General features: G+C 71.1%; 16 protein-coding genes and 1 pseudogene. 7 read left to right on the top strand and 10 right to left on the bottom strand.

Annotation, left to right across the window (positions count from 1 at the left end):
• Positions 1-5: 5 nt before the first annotated feature.
• The gene (locus tag AL2_RS24550) at positions 6-1553 is read right to left on the bottom strand and encodes a pectate lyase family protein (RefSeq protein ID WP_067637356.1); all 1548 of its coding nucleotides are present in this window, start codon (positions 1551-1553) and stop codon (positions 6-8) included.
• A gap of 126 nt (positions 1554-1679) precedes the next feature.
• Here AL2_RS24550 and AL2_RS24545 point away from each other — a divergent pair.
• Positions 1680-2885: pseudogene (locus AL2_RS24545) on the top strand (RNA-guided endonuclease InsQ/TnpB family protein).
• Between the two features lie 46 nt (positions 2886-2931).
• Here the strand turns inward: AL2_RS24545 and AL2_RS24540 are convergent.
• The 8 genes from AL2_RS24540 to AL2_RS24505 form a co-directional block, all read right to left on the bottom strand.
• Positions 2932-4515 carry a right-handed parallel beta-helix repeat-containing protein gene (locus tag AL2_RS24540; RefSeq protein ID WP_067637355.1) on the bottom strand — a complete coding sequence of 528 codons (1584 nt, stop codon included), beginning with the start codon at positions 4513-4515 and terminating at the stop codon, positions 2932-2934.
• A gap of 326 nt (positions 4516-4841) precedes the next feature.
• On the bottom strand, positions 4842-5900 hold the full coding sequence (locus AL2_RS24535; RefSeq protein ID WP_067637354.1) for a dienelactone hydrolase family protein: 1059 nt from the start codon (positions 5898-5900) through the stop codon (positions 4842-4844).
• Positions 5900-7255: a Gfo/Idh/MocA family protein gene (locus AL2_RS24530; RefSeq protein WP_312032878.1), complete on the bottom strand. Its 1356-nt coding sequence runs from the start codon at positions 7253-7255 to the stop codon at positions 5900-5902. Before AL2_RS24530 ends, AL2_RS24535 begins: the two co-directional genes overlap by 1 nt.
• A 24-nt stretch (positions 7256-7279) precedes the next feature.
• Entirely contained in the window at positions 7280-8542 is a 1263-nt protein-coding gene (locus AL2_RS24525) for an ABC transporter substrate-binding protein (protein ID WP_067637348.1), read from the bottom strand.
• Between the two features lie 53 nt (positions 8543-8595).
• Positions 8596-9456, bottom strand: coding sequence for a carbohydrate ABC transporter permease (locus AL2_RS24520; RefSeq protein WP_067637346.1), 861 nt, complete (start codon positions 9454-9456; stop codon positions 8596-8598).
• On the bottom strand, positions 9440-10432 hold the full coding sequence (locus AL2_RS24515; protein ID WP_083946857.1) for a carbohydrate ABC transporter permease: 993 nt from the start codon (positions 10430-10432) through the stop codon (positions 9440-9442). The genes AL2_RS24520 and AL2_RS24515 overlap by 17 nt, the downstream gene beginning before the upstream one ends.
• Before the next feature lie 208 nt (positions 10433-10640).
• On the bottom strand, positions 10641-11603 hold the full coding sequence (locus AL2_RS24510; RefSeq protein ID WP_067637344.1) for an aldose epimerase family protein: 963 nt from the start codon (positions 11601-11603) through the stop codon (positions 10641-10643).
• Entirely contained in the window at positions 11600-12562 is a 963-nt protein-coding gene (locus AL2_RS24505; protein ID WP_067637342.1) for a LacI family DNA-binding transcriptional regulator, read from the bottom strand. Before AL2_RS24505 ends, AL2_RS24510 begins: the two co-directional genes overlap by 4 nt.
• Before the next feature lie 145 nt (positions 12563-12707).
• Between AL2_RS24505 and AL2_RS24500 the strand changes: the two genes are divergently transcribed.
• From AL2_RS24500 to AL2_RS24485, 4 genes are read left to right on the top strand one after another with little or no spacing between them, the layout of a single operon-like run.
• Entirely contained in the window at positions 12708-13595 is an 888-nt protein-coding gene (locus AL2_RS24500; protein WP_067637341.1) for an NAD-dependent epimerase/dehydratase family protein, read from the top strand.
• 10 nt (positions 13596-13605) lie between these two features.
• Positions 13606-14649: a mandelate racemase/muconate lactonizing enzyme family protein gene (locus tag AL2_RS24495; RefSeq protein ID WP_067637340.1), complete on the top strand. Its 1044-nt coding sequence runs from the start codon at positions 13606-13608 to the stop codon at positions 14647-14649.
• The gene (locus AL2_RS24490; RefSeq protein WP_083946878.1) at positions 14646-16553 is read left to right on the top strand and encodes a DUF6807 family protein; all 1908 of its coding nucleotides are present in this window, start codon (positions 14646-14648) and stop codon (positions 16551-16553) included. Before AL2_RS24495 ends, AL2_RS24490 begins: the two co-directional genes overlap by 4 nt.
• A complete protein-coding gene (locus AL2_RS24485; protein ID WP_083946856.1) occupies positions 16550-18616 on the top strand; it encodes an aldehyde dehydrogenase family protein in 2067 nt (688 codons plus the stop codon). Before AL2_RS24490 ends, AL2_RS24485 begins: the two co-directional genes overlap by 4 nt.
• Here the strand turns inward: AL2_RS24485 and AL2_RS24480 are convergent.
• Positions 18597-19535, bottom strand: a complete 939-nt coding sequence (locus tag AL2_RS24480; protein ID WP_067637336.1) for a LysR family transcriptional regulator — start codon at positions 19533-19535, stop codon at positions 18597-18599. The genes AL2_RS24485 and AL2_RS24480 overlap by 20 nt on opposite strands.
• Positions 19536-19656: 121 nt before the next feature.
• Between AL2_RS24480 and AL2_RS24475 the strand changes: the two genes are divergently transcribed.
• Positions 19657-20373, top strand: coding sequence for an alanine--tRNA ligase-related protein (locus AL2_RS24475; protein ID WP_067637332.1), 717 nt, complete (start codon positions 19657-19659; stop codon positions 20371-20373).
• A 1-nt stretch (position 20374) separates the two neighbouring features.
• Positions 20375-21961, top strand: a complete 1587-nt coding sequence (locus AL2_RS24470; RefSeq protein ID WP_067637331.1) for a CHAT domain-containing protein — start codon at positions 20375-20377, stop codon at positions 21959-21961.
• The last annotated feature ends 6 nt before the right edge of the window (positions 21962-21967 follow it).

Raw genomic sequence — 21967 nt, 5'->3', positions numbered from 1 at the left:
GGGCGTCAGCCGGCGTAGGTCTCGAACTCGGCCACGCGGGGGGTGCCGGTCGAGGCGGTGATGTTGAAGGTGATCTTCTTCAGCGAGGTCGGGGAGAAAGTGATGACGCCGGCGCCGCTGCCGGAGGTCAGGACGGCGCCGGTGTCGTTGTTGAGAACCTGCCAGGACCCGATGTTGCCGGTGGCGCCCGACGCCTCCCGGATGTTGATCTTGGAGACGGTGGTGGCGGAGCCCCACTTGATCGAGATGGAGCCGGTCGAGCCGGAGGGCGACCAGTAGGTGCTCATGTCACCGTCCCGGACGTTGCCGTAGCTCGTCCCGTCGGCCTTGCTGGAGCCGTCGGAGCCGGCGCCGATGCTGAGGTTGGTCCCGCTGGGCTGCGTCGGCGTGGGCGTCGGGTCGGTGGGTGTGGGTGTGGGGTCGGTCGGGGTGGGGGTCGGTGTCTGCGGTGTGCAGTTGCCGTCCGACACGCGCAGGCCCTTGTTCGCGCCCGCCGTCTGGCTCACGACGCTCGGCACGCAGGACGCACTGTCGAGGCTGTAGGAGTAGGGGATGCTGACCGAGGTGTTGGACTGCGGGTTCGGGCCGGCCGGGTGGTTCTCCCCACCGGGCTCGGTCCAGGTCACGTTGTCGTAGATGTTGCCGCTGACCTGCCAGTAGCCGAGCTCGTCGGTGTAGAAGGTGCCGAGGACGTCCTTGGAGTCCTCGAAGTAGTTGTTCTCCACCTTGACGTGCGCCCCGACCCGGGAATTGATGCCGGACTTGGTGAGGCCCACGAAGTGGTTGTCGTAGGTGTGGGCGGTCCCGGCGCGCAGCAGCGGCGTGCGGGAGTCGATGTTCTGGTACAGGTTGTGGTGGAACGTCACGAAGCCGTTCGACGTGTCGCTCTCGCTGGACCCGATGAGGCCGCCGCGGCCCGAGTTGCGCAGGATGCTGTAGGACAGGGTCACGTACCGGGTGTTGTCCTTCATGTCGAAGAGCCCGTCGAACCCCTCGTCCTCGCCGCCCGACGCTTCGAGGGTGGCGTGGTCGACCCAGACGTTGCGGACGTCGCTCTCCATGCCGATGGCGTCGCCGCCGTTGGACGTGGGCGAGCCCGACTTCTTCACGTTCCGGACGGTCACGTTCCGGATGATGATGTTGCTGGACTCGCGGATGTGGATGCCCAGCTGGTCGAAGACGGCGCCGCCGCCGACCCCGATGATCGTGACGTTGCTGATCTGCTTGAGCTCGATCTTGTCGGCGGCGGTGCTGCAACTGTCGCCCGACACCTTGCTGGTGTTGCCGTGGTTGATCGTGCCCTCGACCTCGATGGTGATCGGGGTGCTGGCGGCGGCCCGGTTGCACAGGGCCGCGTGGATCGCGGTCCCGGTGGTGGCGCGCACCGTCTGCCCGCCCGCGCCGCCGGTGGTCCCGCCGTTCTGGGTCGCGTAGCCGGTGGCGCCGCCGGCCGCGGCCGACACCTCGGGCGTCGACAGGACCACGCCGGCCGTGGCCGCGAGGGCCGTCGTGGCCAGTGCCGCTGAGAGTCGCAGTGCGACGTGTCGTCTCATCTAAAGCTCCTGAGTGTGGAGACCCCGGGCTTTAGCCCTGGGGAGGAAACGCGCCCCCGCGCGATGCCCGGGTGTCACCTCGAACATGTGGGCGAACCTCACCGGCGGGAGGATAGGGTGTGAGGCATGGCGCGGCAGGTGAAGCGGGCTTTCCGGTACCGCTTCTATCCCACGGGCGAGCAGGCGGCGGAGCTGTCCCGCACGTTCGGCTGCGCACGCCTGGTGTACAACCGGGCGCTGGAGGAACGCACCCGCGCCTGGTATTCGGAGCAGCGCCGCGTCTCCTAGGTGGAGACCTCCGCGCTCCTCACCGAATGGAAGAAGACCGGGGAACTGGCGTTCCTGGGCGAGGTGTCGAGCGTGCCGCTGCAGCAGGCGCTGCGGCACCTGCAGACCGCGTTCACCAATTTCTTCGCCGGACGCGCCGCCTACCCGCGCTTGAAGTCGCGGAAGAAGTCCCGGCAGAGCGCGGAGTACACGCGGTCGGCGTTCACGTGGCGGGACGGCCGGTTGAGGCTGGCGAAGATGTCCGAGCCGCTGGACATCCGGTGGTCCCGGCCGCTGCCCGAGGGCGCCGAACCGTCCACGGTCACAGTGTCGCGTGACGCGGCGGGGCGGTGGTTTGTGTCCCTGCTGTGCCAGGACGCCATCGCCCGCCTGGACCCGGTGGAGACGGCCGTGGGCATCGACGCCGGGGTGAGGTCGCTGGTGACGCTGTCGACCGGGGAGAAGGTCACCAACCCCCGGCACGAGCGCCGCGACCGGGAACGCCTGGCCCGCGCGCAGAAAGACCTGGCCCGCAAGACCAAGGGGTCGAACAACCGTGACAGGGCCCGGCAGAGGGTGGCGCGGATCCATGCGCGGATCACCGACCGCAGGCGGGACTTCCTGCACAAGCTGTCGACTCGGCTCGTCCACGAGAACCAAGTGGTCGTGATCGAGGACCTGAACGTCGCGGGCATGGTCGGCAACCATTCCCTGGCCCGCGCTATCTCGGATGCGGCGTGGCGGGACCTGCGGGCCATGCTGGAGTACAAGGCCGACTGGTACGGCCGCGAACTGGTGGTGATCGACCGCTGGTTCCCCTCCAGCAGGCTGTGCGGGGCGTGCGGGACGGTCGCCGGGGCGATGCCCCTCGAGGTGAGGGAATGGGAGTGCGGGTGCGGCGCCCGCCATGACCGCGACGTCAACGCCGCGAAGAACATTCTGGCCGCCGGGCTGGCGGTCACGGCCTGTGGAGCCGACGTAAGACCCAAACGGCGCAAGCCGAGCGGGCAGACGGCGACGAAGCAGGAAACCCAACCGGCGACGGTTGGAATCCCCCGCCTTTAGGCGTGGGGAGGAAGTCAACCTTGCCTCTTCTCTCGCGTGCTGGGGGTTACGGGGTCGCGGCGCTGCCGCCGAAGGTCACGACGAGGTGGCCGTCCGAGCCGAAGTACCAGCCGAGGGCGCCGGCGTAGGACGGGCAGCGGGAGCCGTTCGAGCCGGTCCAGAACTGGTTGGAACCGTCGGCGTCGCCGGCGGTCTTGTCGTTCGACCCGCCGCCGTCGAAGCGGCACGAGGTGTTGTTCCGGAAGACCGAGCCGCCTTCGTCGAAGGAGAAGTTGCGTTCGGCGTTGTCGACGCTGACGTTGTCCGAGATCGTCATCGAGCCGGGGTTGCTGTTGTAGGTGAACCCGTGGTGGCCGTTGTTCACCGCGAAGGAGCGCCGGACGACGTGGCCGACTGGGATGTCCTCGCCGCCGAGCTTGTAGCCGTTGCGGTCGCCGCTTCCCGCCTGGCCGCCGTTGCTGAGCGTGCCGTTGTCGTAGGACAGCGAGTCCTCGATGGTCACCGGGCCGATCGGGCCCGTCTCGCCCTTGGTGTAGAGGTCCCAGCCGTCGTCGATGTTGTTGTGGGACACGTCGTAGCGGAAGACGTTCCCGGGGCCGGAGGTGAGCTTGGCGGCGAAGCCGTCGGCGTCCTCGCCGTCGGAGTCGGCGTTGTCGTGCGACTCCGCGCTCAGGATGAGGTTGCGGGACGGCCACTGGCTCTCGGGGGTGTCCGACGCCATCCGGGAGAGCTGCAGTCCCGTGTCGCGGTTGAACCGGGTCACCGTGCGCTCGATGACGTTGTCGCTGCCGCTCACGAAGATCCCGTTGTCGCCGGCGTGCTCGACGACGATGCCGTACACGTGCCAGTACGAGCCGTTCACCGCCAGGCCCCGGTTCGCGGAGTTCTCGCTCATGGCCGAGAAGTTCAGGACCGGGGTCTCGCCCGGGTAGGCGGACAGCCGCGTGCGGTCGCCGGAGGTGCCGTTGTCGCCCTGCGGGATGGTGACCGTCTGCGAGTACCTGTACGTCCCGCCGCGCATGTAGATCGTGCCGCCGGAGCTGATGCGGCCGATCGCGGACGTGAGGGTCGTCGGGTCCGACTCCGTACCGGACGCGCCGTCGCTGCCGTTCGGCGACACGTACAGCGCGTCCGCGTCGTCCGGCGGCGTGGTGTCGCCGCCGTCGGTCTCGACCTCGATGTAGTCGATGTTGGCCAGGCCGTTGGCGGTGGTGGCCGTGAGGCGGACGGTGTTGCCGCCCGCGTTCAGCGGCACCGTGAGGGTCGCCGTCGTCCAGGAGTCCCACGAGCCGGTGCCCGCGAACTGGACCGACGAGACGGTCGAGCCGTTCACGGTGACGTTCGCCGGCCGCGCGGTGCCGGTTCCGTTGGCGAAACGGACCCTTAATGTCGCCGTGCCCGCGGCTGGGGCGTTCACGGTGAACTGCGCGTAGGCGCCGGTCGCGTTCTCGGTGTTGCAGAATCCGCTGCCCGAGTAGCCGCTGTGGTCGGAGTCGATCGTTCCGCTGCACACCGCCGGGGACTCCCCGGCCTCGTAACGGACGGTGGCGGCCTGCGCCGCCGTGCCGGACAGGGCGACGAGCGCGCCGGCCAGCAGGCCGCCGCACGCGATCACGGGTTTCGTTTGCATGGTTGTCTCCAAGCTCGGTCGGCTTGGCCGACCAGGTTTCGGGAAAAGGGGCGGCGGCGGATGAACGCGCTGCGGTGATGGTCGGATCACCGGTGCGGACCGCCGTATCGGTCGCTGTTCCGAGCCTTTCCCGGGTGGGGGCGGCCGGGCTCGCCGGCGGGGGAGCGGGCGCATGGGGTGGGCCCTTCTGTGGCGATGCGGCTGCGCCGTTGCGGCCGTCTCGATGGCGGGGGACGAGCCGGACGGTCCGTTGTCCGGTGCTACAGAAAGCGCTTTCTCGAACGTTAGGCGTTCATCGCGAACGCGTCAATGGACGTGCCGTCTTTTCATGAGGAACAACGCCGGGTAATTGGCGCGACCGTGTCGGCCAGCCAGCCGAACGCCGCATCCTGCATGGGTCGGTCGAATTGGTGGTCGGTGTCGAAGAAGGCGCCGGTGTAATGGTCCGGCGCATTCCGGTAGGCGTAGGTGATCTGGCGATGGGCCCGATGCATGCCCGCGGCGGGGAAGAGCGGGTCCGCGGTGGCGTAGAGGACCATCAGCGGGGCCGGGGAGCGGGCCGCGACGACGCCGGGCCAGTCGGCCAGCCGGGTCAGGCCCGGCGGGAAGAGCAGCCAGGAGTGCGCGGCCACGTGCTCGTCGCGGAGGTCCCGGAAGGACGAGACCATCGCGGCCACGGCGACGGCGGCGATCCCGGGGTCGAGTGCGCCCAGCAGCGCGGCCCGTGCCCCGCCGCCCGACAGGCCGATCGTGCTGACGGAGCCGACGTCGGGCCGGGAGCGCAGATAGGCGGCGGCCGCGAGGTCCTCGGAGGCGAGGACGCCCGCGAACGACGTGCCCAGCAGCGTGCAGGTCTTCGCCAGGACGTGCTCGTGGTCGCGGGCGGCACGGTCGTAGCGGTCGGGCTCGTCCGTGGACCCGGCCAGCGGGAAGCGCCGGCTGCCCCAGGCGAACACGTCGTGGGCGAGCACCGCGAAGCCCCGGCGTGCCAGCTCGCCCGCGTAGGCGCGGCGGCCGTAGAGCCGGGCGCGCAGCCGGACGATCTCGGCGACGGGCGGCTCCGGGCCGTCCGCGATCTTGTCCTTGCCGGCCCACTTCATCCCCGCGTGGCAGTGCATCGCGACGACTCCGGGCAGCGGGCCCGCGGCGCCCTCCGGGCGGAGCAGGACGGCGCGGGTGCGCGGCCCGAACCCGACCGTCCAGGACAGTTCCTCTCCCGCCAGCCCGGCGTCGGTCCAGCGGCGCTCCACCCGGACGTCGCCGGCGCCCAGCTCCAGGACGCCCAGCGCGTCGCGGAGGCGCTCGGGCAGGTCCGGGCCCGGCGGCGGGAACAGGCCCCGCTCGCGGGCGGCGATCTCCGCCAGGCCGGAGAACTCGCCGAGCATCAGCCGGCCATCCGGGTGCCGCCGGCCGTGAGGCCGACGGGAGCGCCGGTCGCCGCCGACAGGTTCGCCGAGACGCCGATCAGCACGCTCGCGACCCCCGCGCGGTACCCGGCCCGGCGGGTGAGCGGGTCCTCCGACGGGCCCCGGAACACGTCGTCGAGCAGCAGCGCGTCGCCGCCGCCGTGCGCGCCCGCACCCCCCTCGATCGCGATCTCCTCCGGCTTCTGCCAGTGCCGCTGCAGGACGAGCCGCTCCGACGCGCCCTCGGCGTGCTCCTTGCCGGCCGCGGTCGGGTCGATCGCCGCGTGCGGCGGCGTCCACGCCCGCTCGACGACGTCCAGCTCCAGCCGTCCGGCGGTGCCGTTGAAGACGGCCCGGTACCCCTCGGCCGGCGCGTGCGCGTTGAGGGAGTAGGTGAGCAGCGCGCCGCGCTCGTACCGGACGAGGACCGACATGTTGTCGTCGATCGTCACGCCCTCGCCGAACACGTCCTGGTCGCGGAGGTAGCCGTCCTCGTGCTCGGCGTCCAGGTAGAGGCTCTTCAGCCGGGGATCGGCGGACATGTCCAGCAGGAACGGGTCCGTGCCCAGCCCCGGAGCGTGGAACGCCCGTGCGGGACGGTCGTCGAGCCCGCGCGCGCGGGCGTTGCCGGCGCCGTAGAAGCGCAGCGAGGTCTGGGCGTAGACGGATGCGGCGGCGTCGTCGATCCACCAGTTGACCAGGTCGAAGTGGTGGGTGGCCTTGTGCACCAGCAGGCCGCCGGAGTTGGCCCTGTCCCGGTGCCAGCGGCGGAAGTAGTCGGCGCCGTGGATGGTGTCGAGCGCCCACGAGAAGTGCACCGAGGTGACGTCGCCGATCGCGCCGTCCGCGAGGAGCCGGCGGACGGCGCTGTTGCGCGGCGAGTAGCGGTAGTTGAAGGTGACGATGAGCCTGCCGGTGCTCCGCTCGGCCGCCGCGGCGATCGCCGCGCAGTCCTCGGCCGTGGTGCACAGCGGCTTCTCGACGACGACGTCCTTGCCCGCGTCCAGCGCCTCGACCACGTAGCGGGCGTGGGCGGCGTCGACGGTGGCGACCACGACGGCGTCGGCGTGCCCGAGCATCGCGCCGAACTCTCCGGGCGCGAAGCACGGCACGTCGCGGCCGATCCGGTCGAGGTAGTAGCGCAGGCGCGTCCGGTTGGGGTCGCAGAGCGCGGCGATCTCGCCGGTGCCGCTCCACGCGCCGAGCAGCGCGTCGACGTACATCTGCGCCCGGTGGCCGAGCCCGACGAAGGCGTATCGCATGGTGGGGGAACTCCAGGGGGCGGGGGTGGCGCCGTGCGGCCCGGCCTGTTCACGGGCCGCACGGCTCGTCACGGGGTCACCCGTCAGCGGGGCCCGTCACTGGGACAGGGCGTTGTTGGCCTCGGTCAGGAAGGTCTTGGCCGCATCGTCCGGCTTGGCCTTCCCGAACAGCACCGAGTCGGTGGCGCGCTTGAGGATGTCCTCCATCTCCATCGCGCCCTTCGGCGGGACGACGATCGGGCTGAGGTCGCCCTTGATCGAGTCCATGAACGCCAGCACCTTCTGGTCGGCCGGGGACAGCTTGCCCTTGATCGCCGCGATGACCTGGGCGTTGGTCGGCAGGCCCCGGTCGCTGAGCAGGATCGCGCCGGCGTCCGGGTCGTTGACCAGGAAGTCGACGAACTTCTGGGCGGCGGCGGCCCGCTCGGTCTTGGCCGAGATCGTGTAGTACATCGCCGGCTGCAGGAACATGCCGGAGGCGGCGGCGCCCGGCGTCTTCGGCATGCGCAGCAGGTCCAGGTCCTGGCCGGAGCCCTTGGTCAGCGCGTCGAGCTGGTTGCTCCACCAGCTTCCGAAAGCGCTTTCGTTGGTGGCGAGCAGAGCCTGGTCGACCTTGGTGCCGGTCTCCAGCATCTCGGCGGCGCCCGGCCCGGCCTTGCTGCCGATGATCTTCTGCAGCAGGGCCCACCAGTCCTTGATGGTCTGCTCGGACAGGGCGACCTTGCCGCCCGAGTAGAACTGCTCACCGCGCTGGCCGGCGTAGATCTGCAGGAACGCGGGGTTCTCGTTGTACTCGGTGCCCCAGACCTTGCCGCCGCTCTTCTCGGTCACCTTCTGGGACGTCGCGATGTAGTCGTCCCACGTCCACGTCTTGTCGTCCGGGACCTTCTGGCCGTACTTCTTCAGGGTCGCCTTGTTGACGACCATCGGGAACGCGTTGACGCCGGTGGGGATCGCGAACTGCTTGCCGTCGACCTGGCCGGCCTTGAGGACGCCCTGGTCGAGGCCCGCGGTGTCGACCTTCCCGTGCACGTCGGCGAGCATGCCGCGGCCCGCGTACTCCGCCAGGCCGCGGATCTCGATCGACATGACGTCCGGCGCGTCGCCGGCCGCCGCCTTGGTGGCCAGCTTCTCGTAGTAGCTGTCCCAGTCGGAGAAGTCGCCCTCGACGTCGATCGCGGGGTTCTTCTTCTCGAACTCGGCGATGGCCGCCTCGGTCAGCTTCTGCCGCGAGTCGCTGCCCCAGTAGGAGAAGACGAGCTTCGTCTTGCCACCGGAATCACCGTCGTCGCCGCTTCCGCACGCGGTGGCCGACACCGCGAGCAGGGTGACGGCCGCGGCCGCCAGGATGCGTTTCATCTGTTCATACCTCCGGGGGACAGGAAGGGGGAGGAGGGTTCTGGGGCCGGTTCCTATTTGAGGCCGGTGGTCGCCACACCTCGGACGAGGTATTTCTGGCCGGCCAGGAAGAAACCGAAGATCGGGCCGAGCGAGATGATCGACATCGCGAACATCGGCCCCCAGGAGGAGTCGCCGCTGGAGTCCATGAACTGGCGCAGCGCGACCGGGGCGGTGAGGTTGTCGGAATTGGTCAGGTAGAGGTTCTGGGTGAAGAAGTCGTTCCACGTCCAGATGAACGTGAAGATCGCCGTGGTGGCCAGCGCCGGGACGCAGAGCGGCATCACCACCTGGAGGAACGTGCGGAGGTGCCCCGCGCCGTCGATGGCCGCCGCCTCGTCCAGCTCCCGGGGGAGGGTGCGGATGAACTGCACCATCAGGAAGATGAAGAACGCGTCGGTGGCCAGGAACTTCGGCACGACGATCGGCCAGATCGTGTTGATCCAGCCGATCTTGCTGAACGCGATGTACTGCGGCACGACCGTCACATGGTGCGGCAGCATGATCGAGACCAGCATGATCGCGAACCAGAGCCTCTTGAGCGGGAACTCCAGCCGCGCGAACGCGTAGGCCGCCAGCGAGCAGGCGGCCAGGTTGCCGACGACCGCCAGGGACGTGATGACCGCGGAGTTCCACAGGTAGTAGCCGAAGGAGTGCTTGAGCGCGTCCCAGCCGCCGGAGTAGTTGGCGCCGGTCACCTCGGTCGGGACGAGGCCGGGCTCCCGGAAGATCAGCTCCTCGGGCTTGACCGAGCTGGAGATCATCCAGAGCAGCGGGTAGAGCATGAACAGCCCGAACACGATCAGCACGACGTGCTTGGTCAGTCGCGAGGCGGGCCGGAACAGCACCGGCACGCGCTTACTTGTCGTCGCCATAGAAGACCCAGAATCGAGACATGAGGAAGTTGACGGCGGTGAGGGCCCCGATGATGAGCAGGAGCACCCACGCCATGGCGGCCGCGTATCCCATCTCGTAGTTCTTGAAGCCCTTGAGGTAGAGGTAGAGCGTGTAGAAGAGGGTCGAGTCGACCGGCCCGCCGTTGCCGCCGCTGACGACGAACGACTGCGTGAACGACTGGAACGACTTGATCACCTCGAGCACGGCGTTGAAGAAGATGATCGGGGTGAGCAGCGGCAGCGTGATCGACCGGAACTGCCGCAGCCGGCCGGCGCCGTCCACCCGCGCCGCCTCGTACAGGTTCCGCGGGATCTGCCGCAGCCCGGCGAGGAAGATGACCATCGGGGCGCCGAACGTCCAGACGTGCAGGACGATCAGCGTCCACAGCGCCGTGTCCGGGCTCGTGACCCAGCCCTGGCCCTCGTAGCCGAACCAGCCGAGGAACGTGTTGACGATCCCGTCCGTCCCGAAGATCTTCCGCCACAGGATCGAGATCGCCACGCTGCCGCCGAGCAGCGAGGGCAGGTAGAAGACCGACCGGTAGAACGACAGGCCGCGCAGCCCCCTGTCCAGCGCCAGCGCCAGCCCGAGGGCGAACGCGAGCTGCAGCGGGACCGAGACGACCACGTAGGTGGTCGTGACCTTGAGGGAGTTCATGTAGCGGTTGTCGGCCGTGAACATCTTGTCGTAGTTGTCCAAGCCGACCCAGTGCGCCTGGCTCAGCAGGCTGTAGTCGGTGAACGACAGGTACAGCGAGGCGATCATCGGGCCGAGCGTGATGGCGAACAGGCCGATGAACCAGGGGGCCAGGAACAGGTAGGCGGCCCATGCCTGTGAGCGGGCGCGGGAGCTCTTGCGGCGGGCGGGGCGGCGGATGGCCGTCCGCACGGAGGGCGGGACCGTCGGCTCGGCCGTCCCCGTCGCCGTGTCGGCCGCGGCGGGCCTCAGCGTCATCACTGGCCCTTCGGTGAGTCGGAGGTGGTTTGAGATAGCGCTTTCTTAGCGCGGATCCGGAGATGACGTCAACCCTTTGCAGTGAGATTCCTCACTGACGGATGCGGTCTGATCTGGCATAACGCGAGGTCAGGGCAAAAATAGGGGCCGGAGCTCCATCGGACGAGCTCCGGCCCCGCTGCTTGTTACTACAACCGTTTGCAGTCGCTCAGGACACGGTGAAGCGGTACTCGGTGGCCGAGGCGAGCTCCTCGCCGGGCCGCAGGACCGCGGACGGGAACGCCGGCCGGTTCGGCGCGTCGGGGAAGCGCTGGGTCTCCAGGCACAGCCCCGCGAACGGCCCGAACGGCGTGGCGGCGGCGTCCAGCATGTGGCCCGTGTAGAACTGGACGCCCGGTTCGGTGGTGGTGACCTCCATCGAGCGTCCGCTGCCGGGATCGGTGACCGCCGCCCGGCCCTGGAGGACGTAGCAGTGGTCGTAGCGGCCGCCGAGCCGTGCGTCGACCCGCGCCGGGGCGGTGAAGTCGAACGGCGTCCCCGCCACCGGGGCCAGTTCGCCCGTGGGGATCTTCCCCTCGTCGACCGGCAGGTAGCGGTCGGCCTCCAGCATCACCACGTGACCGCGTACGTCCCCGGCGCCCGCCAGGTTGAAGTAGGAGTGGTTGGTCAGGTTGACCACGGTCGGGGCGTCGGTCGTCGCCCGGTACTCCAGCCGCAGCGTGTCGCCGTCCAGCAGGTACCGGACGCTCGCCGTCAGCGCCCCCGGGTAGCCCTCGTCGCCGTCCGGGCTCACCAGGCTCAGCAGCAGGTCCGCCGGGCCCGCCGACTCCACCTGCCACACCCGCTTGTCGAAGCCGCGGAGGCCGCCGTGCAGGCTGTGCGCCCCGTCGTTGACCGGGAGCCGGTACTCCGTGCCGTCGAGGGTGAACCTGCCGCGGGCGATGCGGTTGCCGTACCGGCCGACGACCGCGCCGAAGTACCGGCTGCGCCGCAGGTAGTCCTCCAGCGTGTCGAGGCCGAGGACGACGTTGGCGCCGTCGGCCACCTCCAGCCGCTGGACGGTCGCGCCGTAGGTGAGGACCGCGACGCGGAGCCGCCCGTTGTCCAGCACGTGCCGTTCGACCTTCTCGCCTTCCGGGGTGACGCCGAAGGCGATGTCGTGACTTGTCATGGGAGTCCTTTCGGGGGAGCGGTGGACTCGCGGACCACCAGGTGCGTCTCCAGCACGGTGGCCGCGCTCATCGACGTGATGAGCAGGTCGACGGCCATGCGCCCGGCGTCCGCCGTGGGCATGGCGACGGTGGTGAGCTTGGGCCGGTAGAGGCGTCCGGTGATGGAGCCGTCGATGCCGATCACGCTGATGTCGTCGGGCACGCCGACGCCCAGCTCGTCCAGCCCCTCGATCAGGCCGATGGCGACGAGGTCGTTGTAGGCGAGCACGCCGGTCACGCCCGCCGCCGCCACCCGCCCGGCGACGGTCACGCCGCCCTCCTCGGTGGGCGCGTTGGGGCCGATGACGACCGTTTCGAGGCCGGGCACGTCCGCGACGGCCTTGCGGATCTCGCCGCTCGTCCAGGAGCCGGACGGCCCGGACACGAGCGCGACCCGCCGGTGGCCGAGCCCGGCGAGGTGCTCCATCGCGGTGCGGGCGCCGCGGGCGACGTCCATGACGACGGTCGTCACGCCGCGCAGCCGCCGGTTGACCAGGACGAACGGGATCGTTTCGACCAGCCTCTCCAGCGCCTTGTTCGACGACCTGGGGCTGCACAGCACGATGCCGTCGACCTGCTTGGAGAAGGCCAGCACGAGCTGCTCCTCCTTCGCGGGGTCCTCGTCGGTGTCGGCGACGAACAGGTGGTAGTCCTGGGCGCGGGCGGCGGCCTGCGCGGCCTTGATCAGCGGGGGGAAGAACGGGTTCGCGAGGTCGGCCACGATGAGACCGAGGTTGCCGGTCCGGCCCGTGGTGAGCGACCGTGCCGCCCGGTTGGGCCGGTAGCCGAGCCGCTCGGCCACCGCCATCACCCGGGTCCGCGTTTCGGTGTTCACCATGTGCGGCGCGGAGAAGGTCCGCGACACCGTCGACACGTGTACGCCGGACGCGTGGGCGACGTCCCGGATAGTCACTGCCATGGCGCCTACCTTAACGCAACCGTTTGCACGTTCGAGGTGATCACTGCGACCGTTTCTGCTGGTCGTGCGCCACTCACTTGACGGGCCGGGCATGCTGGCGCAATCGTTACTGCAACTGGTTGCAGCGAGCTGAGGAGTCCATGCGGTGAGCAGAGTGCTCGTCACCGGAAGCGCGGGCCGACTGGGCCGCAGCGTCGTCACCACCCTGGCGGCGGCCGGACATGAGGTGATCGGCGTCGACAGCGCCCCGGGCACCCCCCGGGAGGCCGCCGAATCCCTGCCCGCCGACCTGACCGATCTCGGCGAGGCCCACTCGGTCCTCACCCGGTTCCGTCCGGACGCGGTGGTCCATCTCGCCGCGATCGCCGTCCCGTTCGGCCGGACGGACGCCACGACGTTCCGGGTCAACACCCAGCTGGCGTTCAACGTCTGCGCGGCGGCGGTGGCGCTGGAGGTGCCGGAGCTGGTCGTCGCGAGCAGCCCGACGGTGCTGGGCTACGGCGCGCCCGGCGGCTGGACGCCCGACTACCTGCCGCTGGACGAGGAGCACCCGACGCGGCCGTGGAACGTCTACAGCCTGTCGAAGCTGGTCGCCGAGCAGACGATGCGGACGTTCGCGCGCTCGGCGACAGGCACGAGGATGGCCGCGTTCCGGCCCTGCTTCGTCATCGCGCCCGAGGAGTGGGAGGGCGCGCCGACCCAGTCGGGGCACACCCTGCGCGAGCGGCTGGACCGGCCCGAGATCGGCAGCGTCTCGCTGTTCAACTACCTCGACGCCCGGGACGCCGGCGAGTTCATCGGCGCGCTCCTCGCCCGGCTGCCGGAACTGGAGCGCAACGGCGAGGTGTTCTTCGCCGGCGCGGGGGACGCGCTGGCCCGCGAGCCGCTGGCCGAGCTGCTGCCCCGCTTCTTCCCCGCGACCGAGGAGGCCGCCGGCGCGCTCACCGGCGCGGCCCCGGCGTTCTCCGCCGCCAAGGCCGAGCGGCTGCTCGGCTGGACCGCCAAGCGCAGCTGGCGCACCGAACTCGCCTGAAGGGCCCGCCATGATCAAGGATTTGTCGGTCGTCCCGCGGTCGGTCCCGCTGGCCCGGCCGTGGGGCGCGGACGTCCGGTACAACCACGTCCTGTTCGTCACGCTCACGCTGGACGACGGGCGCTCGGGCACCGGGATCTCCTGGACCCCGCGGATCGGGGCGCACTCGGTCAGAGCGCTGCTGGAGCACGACGTCCGCGACGCCGTGATCGGGCTTCCGGCGCATTCCGGCGTGGTGTGGGACCGGCTGTCGGCCCATCTCAGCGAGGCGGGGCGGTCGGGGATCGTCCCGATCGCGATGGCCGGGGTCGATCTCGCGCTGTGGGATCTGGAGTGCGGTGACCGTTCCCTGGTGGACGTCCTCGGGGCCCGGCGCGGCAGCGTCCCGGTCTACGGCAGCGGGATCAACCGGCACTACTCGCTGGAGGAGCTGACCGCCCAGGCCGAGCGGTGGGCCGCCGCGGGACACCCCGCCGTCAAGATCAAGGTCGGCCGGCCCTCGCTCGCCGAGGACGTCGAGCGGGTCGCCGCCGTCCGGGAGGTCGTCGGCCCCGGCACGGCGCTGATGATCGACGCCAACCAGCGGTGGGACCTGTACCGGGCCCGGACCGCGCTGCGGGCGCTGGAGCGGTTCGACCCGTTCTGGATCGAGGAGCCGCTGCCCGCCGACGACATCGCCGCCCATGCGGAGCTCCGCCGAAGCATCGGCACGCCGATCGCGGTCGGCGAGAACGTCGCCACCGCGCACGGCTTCCGCGACCTGCTGACCGCCGGCGCCTGCGACGTCGTCCAGCCGAACGTGGTGCGGGTCGGCGGGATCACCCCGTTCCTGCGCATCGCCGGCCTCGCGCGGGTCTTCGACGTGCCGGTCTACCCGCACCTGATGACCGAGCTGTCGGGCCAGCTCGCCCTCGCCCTGCACGACCCTGTGATGGTGGAGCGCGCCGAGGACGCCACCCTCACCGATCTCGGGCTGCTCGCCGACCCGTCTCCGGTGGAGATCACCGGCGCGGAGCTGCGGGCGACGGGCGCGCCGACGAGGTGGTCGTCGTGAGACCGGCGAAGGTCGTCGTCGCCGGCGTCAACGGCTACGGGCGCAACCACCTGGAGAACGTCCGGCGGCTGGCGGCGGCGGGCCGGGCCGAGCTGGCCGGGGTGTGCGACGTCCGGCCGCCGTCCGGGCTGGACGTGCCGAGCGGGCCGGATCTTCCCGCGCTGATCCGGGAGACCGGGGCCGAGGTCGCGGTGATCGCCACTCCGATCCACACCCATGCGCCGCTGGCGGTGGCCGCGCTCCGGGCCGGGGCGCACGTGCTGCTGGAGAAGCCGCCCGCGCCGTCGGTCGAGGAGTTCGCGGCGATCTCCGCCGCGGTGGCCGAGACCGGGCTCGCCTGCCAGGTCGGCTTCCAGTCGCTCGGCTCGGACGCGATCCCGGCCGCCCGGGACGTGCTCGGCGAACCCGTCCGCGCCATCGGGGTGGCCGGGTCGTGGACCCGCCCGTTCGGCTACTACACCCGCTCGGCGTGGGCGGGCCGCCGCCGGCTGGACGGGGCCGACGTCATGGACGGGGCCCTCACCAACCCCTTCGCCCACGCCGTGGCCTCCGCCCTGGCCGTCGCCGGAGCGGACACGGTCGACTCGATCGCCGGCATCGAACTGGAGCTGTACCGCGCCAACGCGATCGAGTCCGACGACACCTCCAGCGCCCGGCTTCGCCTCACCGGCGGGACGGTCATCGCGATCACCGTCTCGCTCTGCTCCGACCGGCGCACCGAGCCCTACCTGCACCTCCACGGCGAGACCCGGTCGGCGCGGCTGTTCTACACCCTCGACGAGATCGAGACGGGCGGGGCCCGCACCGGCTACGGCCGCGTGGATCTGCTCGGCAACCTCCTCGCGCACATCCGGGACGGCGCTGATCTCCTGGTGCCGCTGGCACGCACGGGCGGGTTCACCCGGCTGCTGGACGCGATCCGCCTCGCCCCCGAACCGGAGCCGATCGAGGGGCGGTTCGTCCGGACGGAACCGTCCCGGCTGGTCCTGCCCGGCGTCGAGGGTCTGATCGTCCGCGCGGCGCAGGGCCTCAAGACGCTCTCCGAGCTGGGCTTCCCCGGCAGCCTCGGGCCGGTTTCGGCTCCGTGGCCGGAGACGGTGCTGCGTGCGGGCGGGCAGGAGGTGGCCGCCTACGTCCAGCGCGGGGACCTGCAGGCCACCGACGCTCCCCGGCCCCACCTGCACCCCGTCCGGACCCTCGGCGGGACGGTCGTCACCGAGACCCAGCCGGACGACCACGTCCACCACTTCGGGGCGGGCGTCGCGATCTCCGACGTCGACGGGGTCAACTTCTGGGGCGGCTCCACCTACGTCCCCGGTGAGGGCCCGAAGATCCTCCCCAACCACGGGCGGCAGCGCCGCCGCACGCTCCGCCCCGTCGGCGGTGGCTACGCGGAGAGCCTCGACTGGGTCGGCCCGGACGGGACCGTCCTGGCCGCCGAGGAGCGGACCCTGACCGCACGCCCCGTCGCCGATGCCTGGGCGCTCGATTTCGCGTTCACGCTCACCGGCCGGACCGGGAAGCCCCTCGTCCTGCAGAGCTCGGCCTGCAAGGGCCGGACCGGCGCGGGCTACGGCGGCTTCTTCTGGCGCGCGCCCAAGGACTCCGCCGGCCTGAACGCCTTCACCGGCGAGGCGTCCGGGGAAGAGGCCGTGCACGGCAGCGTCACGCCCTGGCTGGCGCTGACCTCGGACGCGTGGAGCCTGCTGTTCGTCCAGACCACCGGGCTCGACCCGTGGTTCGTCCGGGTCGCCGAATACCCCGGCGTGGGCCCGGCCCTGGCGTGGGAGGAACCTCTGACCGTCCCGGATCACCTGACCAGGTCGATCACGGTCGTGGTCGCCGACGGGCGGCTGACCCCCGGCCGGGCCCACGGCCTCGCCGCCGAAGCGACGGCCCCATGAGGATCTTCATCGCCGGCGACTCCACGGCCGCCGACTATCCGTCCGGCCAGGCGCCGCAGGCGGGCTGGGGGCAGGCCCTCGCCGCGCTGCTGGACGTCCCGGTCGTCAACGCGGCCTACCCGGGCGCCAGCGTGCGCAGTTCGATCGAGCGGCTCGGCATGCACGACCGGATCATGAGCGAGATCGGCCCGGACGACACCCTGCTGATCTGCTTCGGCCACAACGACGGCAGGCACGACCAGGGCAGGTTCGCCGCCCCCTACGGCGCCTACACCTCCTGCCTGCGCCGCTATGTCGCGGGCGCCCGGTCACGAGGCGCCCGCCCGGTGCTGGTGACGTCGGTCGAACGCCGCACGCCCGGCGGATCACCGACGCACGGCGAGTATCCGGCGGCGATGAAGGCGCTGGCCGCCGGCGAGCACGTCCCGCTGATCGACCTCCAGGCCGCCAGCGCGCGCCGCTGGCGGGAACTGGGCCCCGACGCCACCAGAGAGCTCTTCCTGTGGCTCGGACCGCATCCCAACTATCCGCGCGGCAGCGCCGACGACACCCACTTCACCGCGGCGGGCGCGATCGAGGCCGCGCGGCTGCTGCTCGCGGAGGCCGGGCCGCTGCTGCCGCCCGCCCGCCCGCGCCCCGCCGACCTGACCTGGCGGACCCCGATGCCGGTCTGGAGCGTCGACGCGCGCTCGGGACGCCCGCGCGGGGAGTACGCGTCGGCCACCCCGCAGGAGGTCGGAGCGGTCTGCCGCCGCGCCGCCGACCTGCTGCCCGTCCTCGACGAGGCCGGGCCGCGGGGCCGCGCCGCACTGCTGGACGCGGTCGCCGCCGCCCTCGACGCGCGCGTGACCGGACTCGCCGCGGCGGCCGACGCCGAGACCGGCCTCGGCGAGGCGCGGCTGACCGGCGAGGTCGCGCGCACCAGCGGACACCTCCGCGTGTTCGCCGACACCCTCCGAGAAGGCTCCTTCCTGGACGTCCGCCTGGACTCCGGTCCCGACCTGCGCCGCATGAACGTCCCGCTCGGCGTAGTCGGCGTGCTCTCCGCGTCCGACTTCGCGTTCAGCGTCGGCGGCGGCGACACTGCGAGCGCCCTCGCCGCCGGCTGCACCGTGGTCGTCAAGGCGCACGAACTCCACCCGGAGACCTCGGCCCTGACTCTCGGCGCGCTGCGCGCGGGCGCCGCCGCCGCGGGCCTCCCCGAGGACGTGGTCCAGTTGGTCCACGGACGCGAGGCGGGCACCGCCCTGGTCAAGGACGCCAGAGCGAAGGCGATCGCCTTCACCGGCACCGCCCGCGACGGCCGGAACCTGTACGACCTGGCCCTGACCCGCCCAGAGCCGATCCCGTTCTACGGCGAGCCCTGCGGCCTCAACCCGCTCATCGTGACCCCCGGCGCGGCGAAGTCCCGCCTGGCAGAAATCGCCGAAGGGGCGGCGTCCACCGGACCCGGTCTCGTCCTCGCCCCCGCGGGCTCCGGCCTCCCCGAGGCGATGGCCGAGCACGTCACGGACGCCGCCCCGCAGACCCTCCCCGGCGACGCCCTCCGCGCCGCCTACACTGAAGGCGCGGCCGCCCGCGCGGCCATCCCCGGCCTGCGCACGGTCGCGACCGGTCGGCCGAGCGGCGACCGCCAGGTCACCGCCCATCTCATGGCGGGCCCGGTGACCCTCCTCGGCCGGTCCGAACTCCTCCTGGAGGAATGCTTCGGCCCGATGACCGTCGTCCTGGGGTACAGCGGTGAGGACGACCTGGCCGAGGCCCTCGCCGCCGTCCCCGGCACCCGCACGGTCACGCTCCACAGCGAGCCTGACGAGACCGACCTCGCCGCACGCTTGGTCGCCCTGATCCGCGACCGCGCCGGCCGCCTGGTATTCGACTCATACCCGACCCCGACCCCGACTCCGGCCGCCCCGCCCGGCACGGCCGCCATAACCCGCTTCCTCCGCCCCGTCATCTACCAGAACTGCCCGCCGCACCTTCTCCCGCCGCCCCTACGCGACGACAACCCATGGCACCTACCCCGCCGCCACGACGGGACCCTCACTCTTCCCGGAGCCTGAAATCTGTGCCGCTGCTGAGGAGGTCGGCGGACGTCTGCCGCATGACGTCCAAGAACGACATCACGGTCGCCTCGGCGGGCATGGGGCGATGGACGACCAGCACCCTGCGCGCCTCGCCGTCGTTGAGAGGACATACGCGTACCCCGGCCGGTACCTTCGCGGCCAGGACCGACCATGGCATCACCGTGGCCCCGGCCCCCGCCGCGACGAGCGCCAGCGTCACCGCGTAGTCGCGGGTCTCGAACTCGACCCGCGGCGCCGCGCCCGCAGCCGAGAGCATCCGGTCGAGCGCGATCCTGTTGGCGTGGCCGGGGCCGCCGGAGATCAGCGGTAGCCCTGCCAGCCGCCGGGCCGGCAGCGCGCCGGTGTCCGCGCCGGTCCGCCAGTCCGCCGGTATGGCCGCGACCAGAGGGTCGGCGAACAGTTCCGCCACGACGAGACCGGCGGGGTCGAGCGGTGCCGTACCGGGGTAGACGTGTGACAGGAGCAGGTCCAGCTCACCCGTCCGCACACCGTCGTATCCGCCCGGCGGCTCTATCTCGGTGAGCGACAGCCGCACGGCGGGGAACCGCGCGCGGAAAGTGGCGATGGCCGGTGCGAGCAAGGTCAGGGCTCCGGAGGTGAAGCCCCCCAGCCTGACCTCTGCGGAGCGCAGCCCCGCGACGTCCCGCACCGCCTGTTCGGCCGCCGCGAGCCGGTCCACGATGGCGTCGGCGTGGTCCAGCAGGACGCGTCCCTCGGCGGTGAGTTCGACGCCCGCGTGGGTGCGCGTCGCAAGGGTTGCGCCGGCCTCCCGCTCCAGTTTGCTCAACTGCTGGGACACGGCGGATGGGGTGTAGCCCAGCGTGCTCGCAGCCCGGGCGATCGATCCGGTCCGGGCCACTTGGGTGAAGACCTTCAGCCGCACTACATCGAGCATAAGCAAAGGTTAATGCCTGTCGGCCGGAGTCGCTTGTTTGCTTATGGTCTCCTGGCCACACTTGACGTGTATGACGGCCTTCCGGCCTTGTCACCCGGCATGTACCACGCAAAGGAACCCCATGCCCACGCGGCTGCTCTACCTGGACGACTCCCGGCGCACCGAGGCGGACGCCACGATCGTGCGAGTGCACAACGACGGCGGCGACACCACGGTCGTCCTGAACGAGACGATCTTCTATCCGCAGGGCGGCGGCCAGCCGACCGACCGCGGCCGCCTGTCCACGGGGCGGGGCGGCCTGGACGTCCGGCGCGTCGCCTTCGTGAACGGCGAGGTGCTGCACATCGGCCCCGCGGAGGGCGAACTGGACGCGGGGGAGACCGCGCACCTGGCCGTCGACCCGGCGGTACGGCGCGAGCACGCCCTCCTGCACACGGGCGGGCATCTGGTGATGACCGCCGTCGACCGGCTCGTCGGCTATCACCCGACGAAGGGCTACCACTTCCCGAACGGTCCGTACGTCGAGTTCGACAGCGCGCTCCCGGTCGGGGAGCGGGAGTTCTTCGCCGCGAAGGTCCAGGACGCCATGGACGGCATGGTGGCCGAGGACGCCGAGGTGACGAGCTACTTCTGCGAGCCCGAAGAGCTCCGTGGCGACGGTGTCCACGTGCCGGCCGAGATCCCGGCGGGCAAGCCGACCCGCGTGGTCGTCACGGCCGGGTACAGGTCGCCGTGCGGAGGCACCCATGTCCGCCGCCTGGGAGAGCTCACCGGCCTCAAGGTCAGGAACGTCAAGGTGAAGTCCGGGCGCACGCGAGTCAGCTACACGGTCGCCTGAGGTGGCGGCACAGACCCGAGTCGGCGGGGACGAACTGCACCAGCGACACATCGCGGGACTGGCCGACCGCCACCGGGAGCTTATCGAGCTGATGCGGATGGTCGGCGTCCACCGGCAGGAGGTCGCGACCGGCGACGGCTCCGCCGAGGTGCGGACCGTCCTCGCGCCCGACCCCGACCAGTCCCGTGCCACCAGGGAACTGTTCGCCGCATATATGGCTCAAGTCCGGATCGTCCTAGCCTTTCTGCGCAGGGTTGACGTCGGGACGGCGGCGCGCTTCGCCCAAGCGGCCGAAAGGCTTAGCAGCTATTTCCTGCTGCGGCGTCAGGGCGGCGACATCCCGTTCGACCTGTGGAAGGAACTGTTCACGCGGGAATCGGCCGCTCTCGTCGAACTGCAGGCGCGGCTCATCGCCGACAACGAGGACGCGTTCGCGCTCCTGCGGGACCGAACCCCGGTGTGGCAGGTGGACTTCGAGCTCAGCATCGCGCGGGGCGAGAACGGCTTCCGGCTGGACGCGCGGTCGCCGCTCGGGTCGGCTGGGACCACACTCAAGCTCGATCTCGCTCCGGGTGAGCTGGAGAACTTCGTCCTGGCCTACTGCGGACCCAAGCCTGCGGTCCGGCAGGGCGGCGTCCCGCGAGCGCTGGAACCGCTCGCGGAGTTCGGCGGAAGGCTCTTCGCCGGGGTCTTCCGGGAATCGGTGCGCGACCTCCTGCAGCAGACCCGCGCGCAAGCGGTAGGCGTCGGGAACGGACTGCGGGTACGGCTGCGGCTCGCCGAGGCGGCGGAACTTCAGACGATCCCTTGGGAACTGCTCTACGACGGCACCGACTTCCTCTGCCTCTCGCCCCATCACTCGGTCGTCCGCCACCTCGACCGCGTGGCGTCACCGGCCACCGCCACGTCCACGCATCCGCTCCGTGTGCTCGTCACGGTCAGTTCCCCGCGGGACCTGCCGCGCCTGGACACCGAGGCCGAGATCGAGACCATCAGAGTGGCGTTGGGCCCGCTCATCGAACTGGGTCTCGTCGAGCTGAGCTTCACCCGGGACGCGACGCTGCTGGCCCTGCAGCGGACGTTGCGCAGGGCCAATGAGGCGGGCCGTCCGATTCACATATGGCATTTCATGGGGCACGGCCACAAGGACGCGCGAGAAGGCCTCGGAATGCTCGACTTCGAAAGGGACGGCAAGAGCGCGCCGGTCTCGGGGTTTCATCTCGGCACGCTCTTCCGGAACCACCCCCAGCTGCGGCTCGTGTTTCTCAACGCGTGTGAAACCGGGGCCATGGACCAGTTGGACGCCATGTCCAGTCTTGGCGGCGCGCTCGTCGAACGCGGAGTTCCGACGGCCGTCACGATGCAGTTCCCCATCTCCGACGACGCGGCCGTCACCTTCACGGAGGAGTTCTACGCGTCGCTGGTCGACGGCCTGACCATAGACGCGGCCGTCACCGAGGCCAGGCGCGCCATCTTCTTCAGCGCCAACCACAATGAGTGGGCCACGCCCGCCGTGTTCGCTCGCCAGGCGAACGCCGAAGTGCTGCTCCGGGCCGGGCGCGCTGGACGCGATACGCTGGAAATGTAACGGCAG

The organism is Actinomadura latina NBRC 106108 (genome assembly GCF_001552195.1).
Classification (GTDB): Bacteria; Actinomycetota; Actinomycetes; order Streptosporangiales; family Streptosporangiaceae; genus Spirillospora; species Spirillospora latina.
This window is presented reverse-complemented; position numbering and strand designations above follow the sequence as displayed.

Coding starts and splice junctions, on each gene's coding strand:
- AL2_RS24550 (WP_067637356.1), bottom strand. CDS start 1,553: ATGAGACGACACGTCGCACTGCGACTCTCAGCGGCACTGGCCACGACG.
- AL2_RS24540 (WP_067637355.1), bottom strand. CDS start 4,515: ATGCAAACGAAACCCGTGATCGCGTGCGGCGGCCTGCTGGCCGGCGCG.
- AL2_RS24535 (WP_067637354.1), bottom strand. CDS start 5,900: ATGCTCGGCGAGTTCTCCGGCCTGGCGGAGATCGCCGCCCGCGAGCGG.
- AL2_RS24525 (WP_067637348.1), bottom strand. CDS start 8,542: ATGAAACGCATCCTGGCGGCCGCGGCCGTCACCCTGCTCGCGGTGTCG.
- AL2_RS24520 (WP_067637346.1), bottom strand. CDS start 9,456: ATGGCGACGACAAGTAAGCGCGTGCCGGTGCTGTTCCGGCCCGCCTCG.
- AL2_RS24515 (WP_083946857.1), bottom strand. CDS start 10,432: ATGACGCTGAGGCCCGCCGCGGCCGACACGGCGACGGGGACGGCCGAG.
- AL2_RS24510 (WP_067637344.1), bottom strand. CDS start 11,603: ATGACAAGTCACGACATCGCCTTCGGCGTCACCCCGGAAGGCGAGAAG.
- AL2_RS24505 (WP_067637342.1), bottom strand. CDS start 12,562: ATGGCAGTGACTATCCGGGACGTCGCCCACGCGTCCGGCGTACACGTG.
- AL2_RS24495 (WP_067637340.1), top strand. CDS start 13,606: ATGATCAAGGATTTGTCGGTCGTCCCGCGGTCGGTCCCGCTGGCCCGG.
- AL2_RS24485 (WP_083946856.1), top strand. CDS start 16,550: ATGAGGATCTTCATCGCCGGCGACTCCACGGCCGCCGACTATCCGTCC.
- AL2_RS24480 (WP_067637336.1), bottom strand. CDS start 19,535: ATGCTCGATGTAGTGCGGCTGAAGGTCTTCACCCAAGTGGCCCGGACC.
- AL2_RS24475 (WP_067637332.1), top strand. CDS start 19,657: ATGCCCACGCGGCTGCTCTACCTGGACGACTCCCGGCGCACCGAGGCG.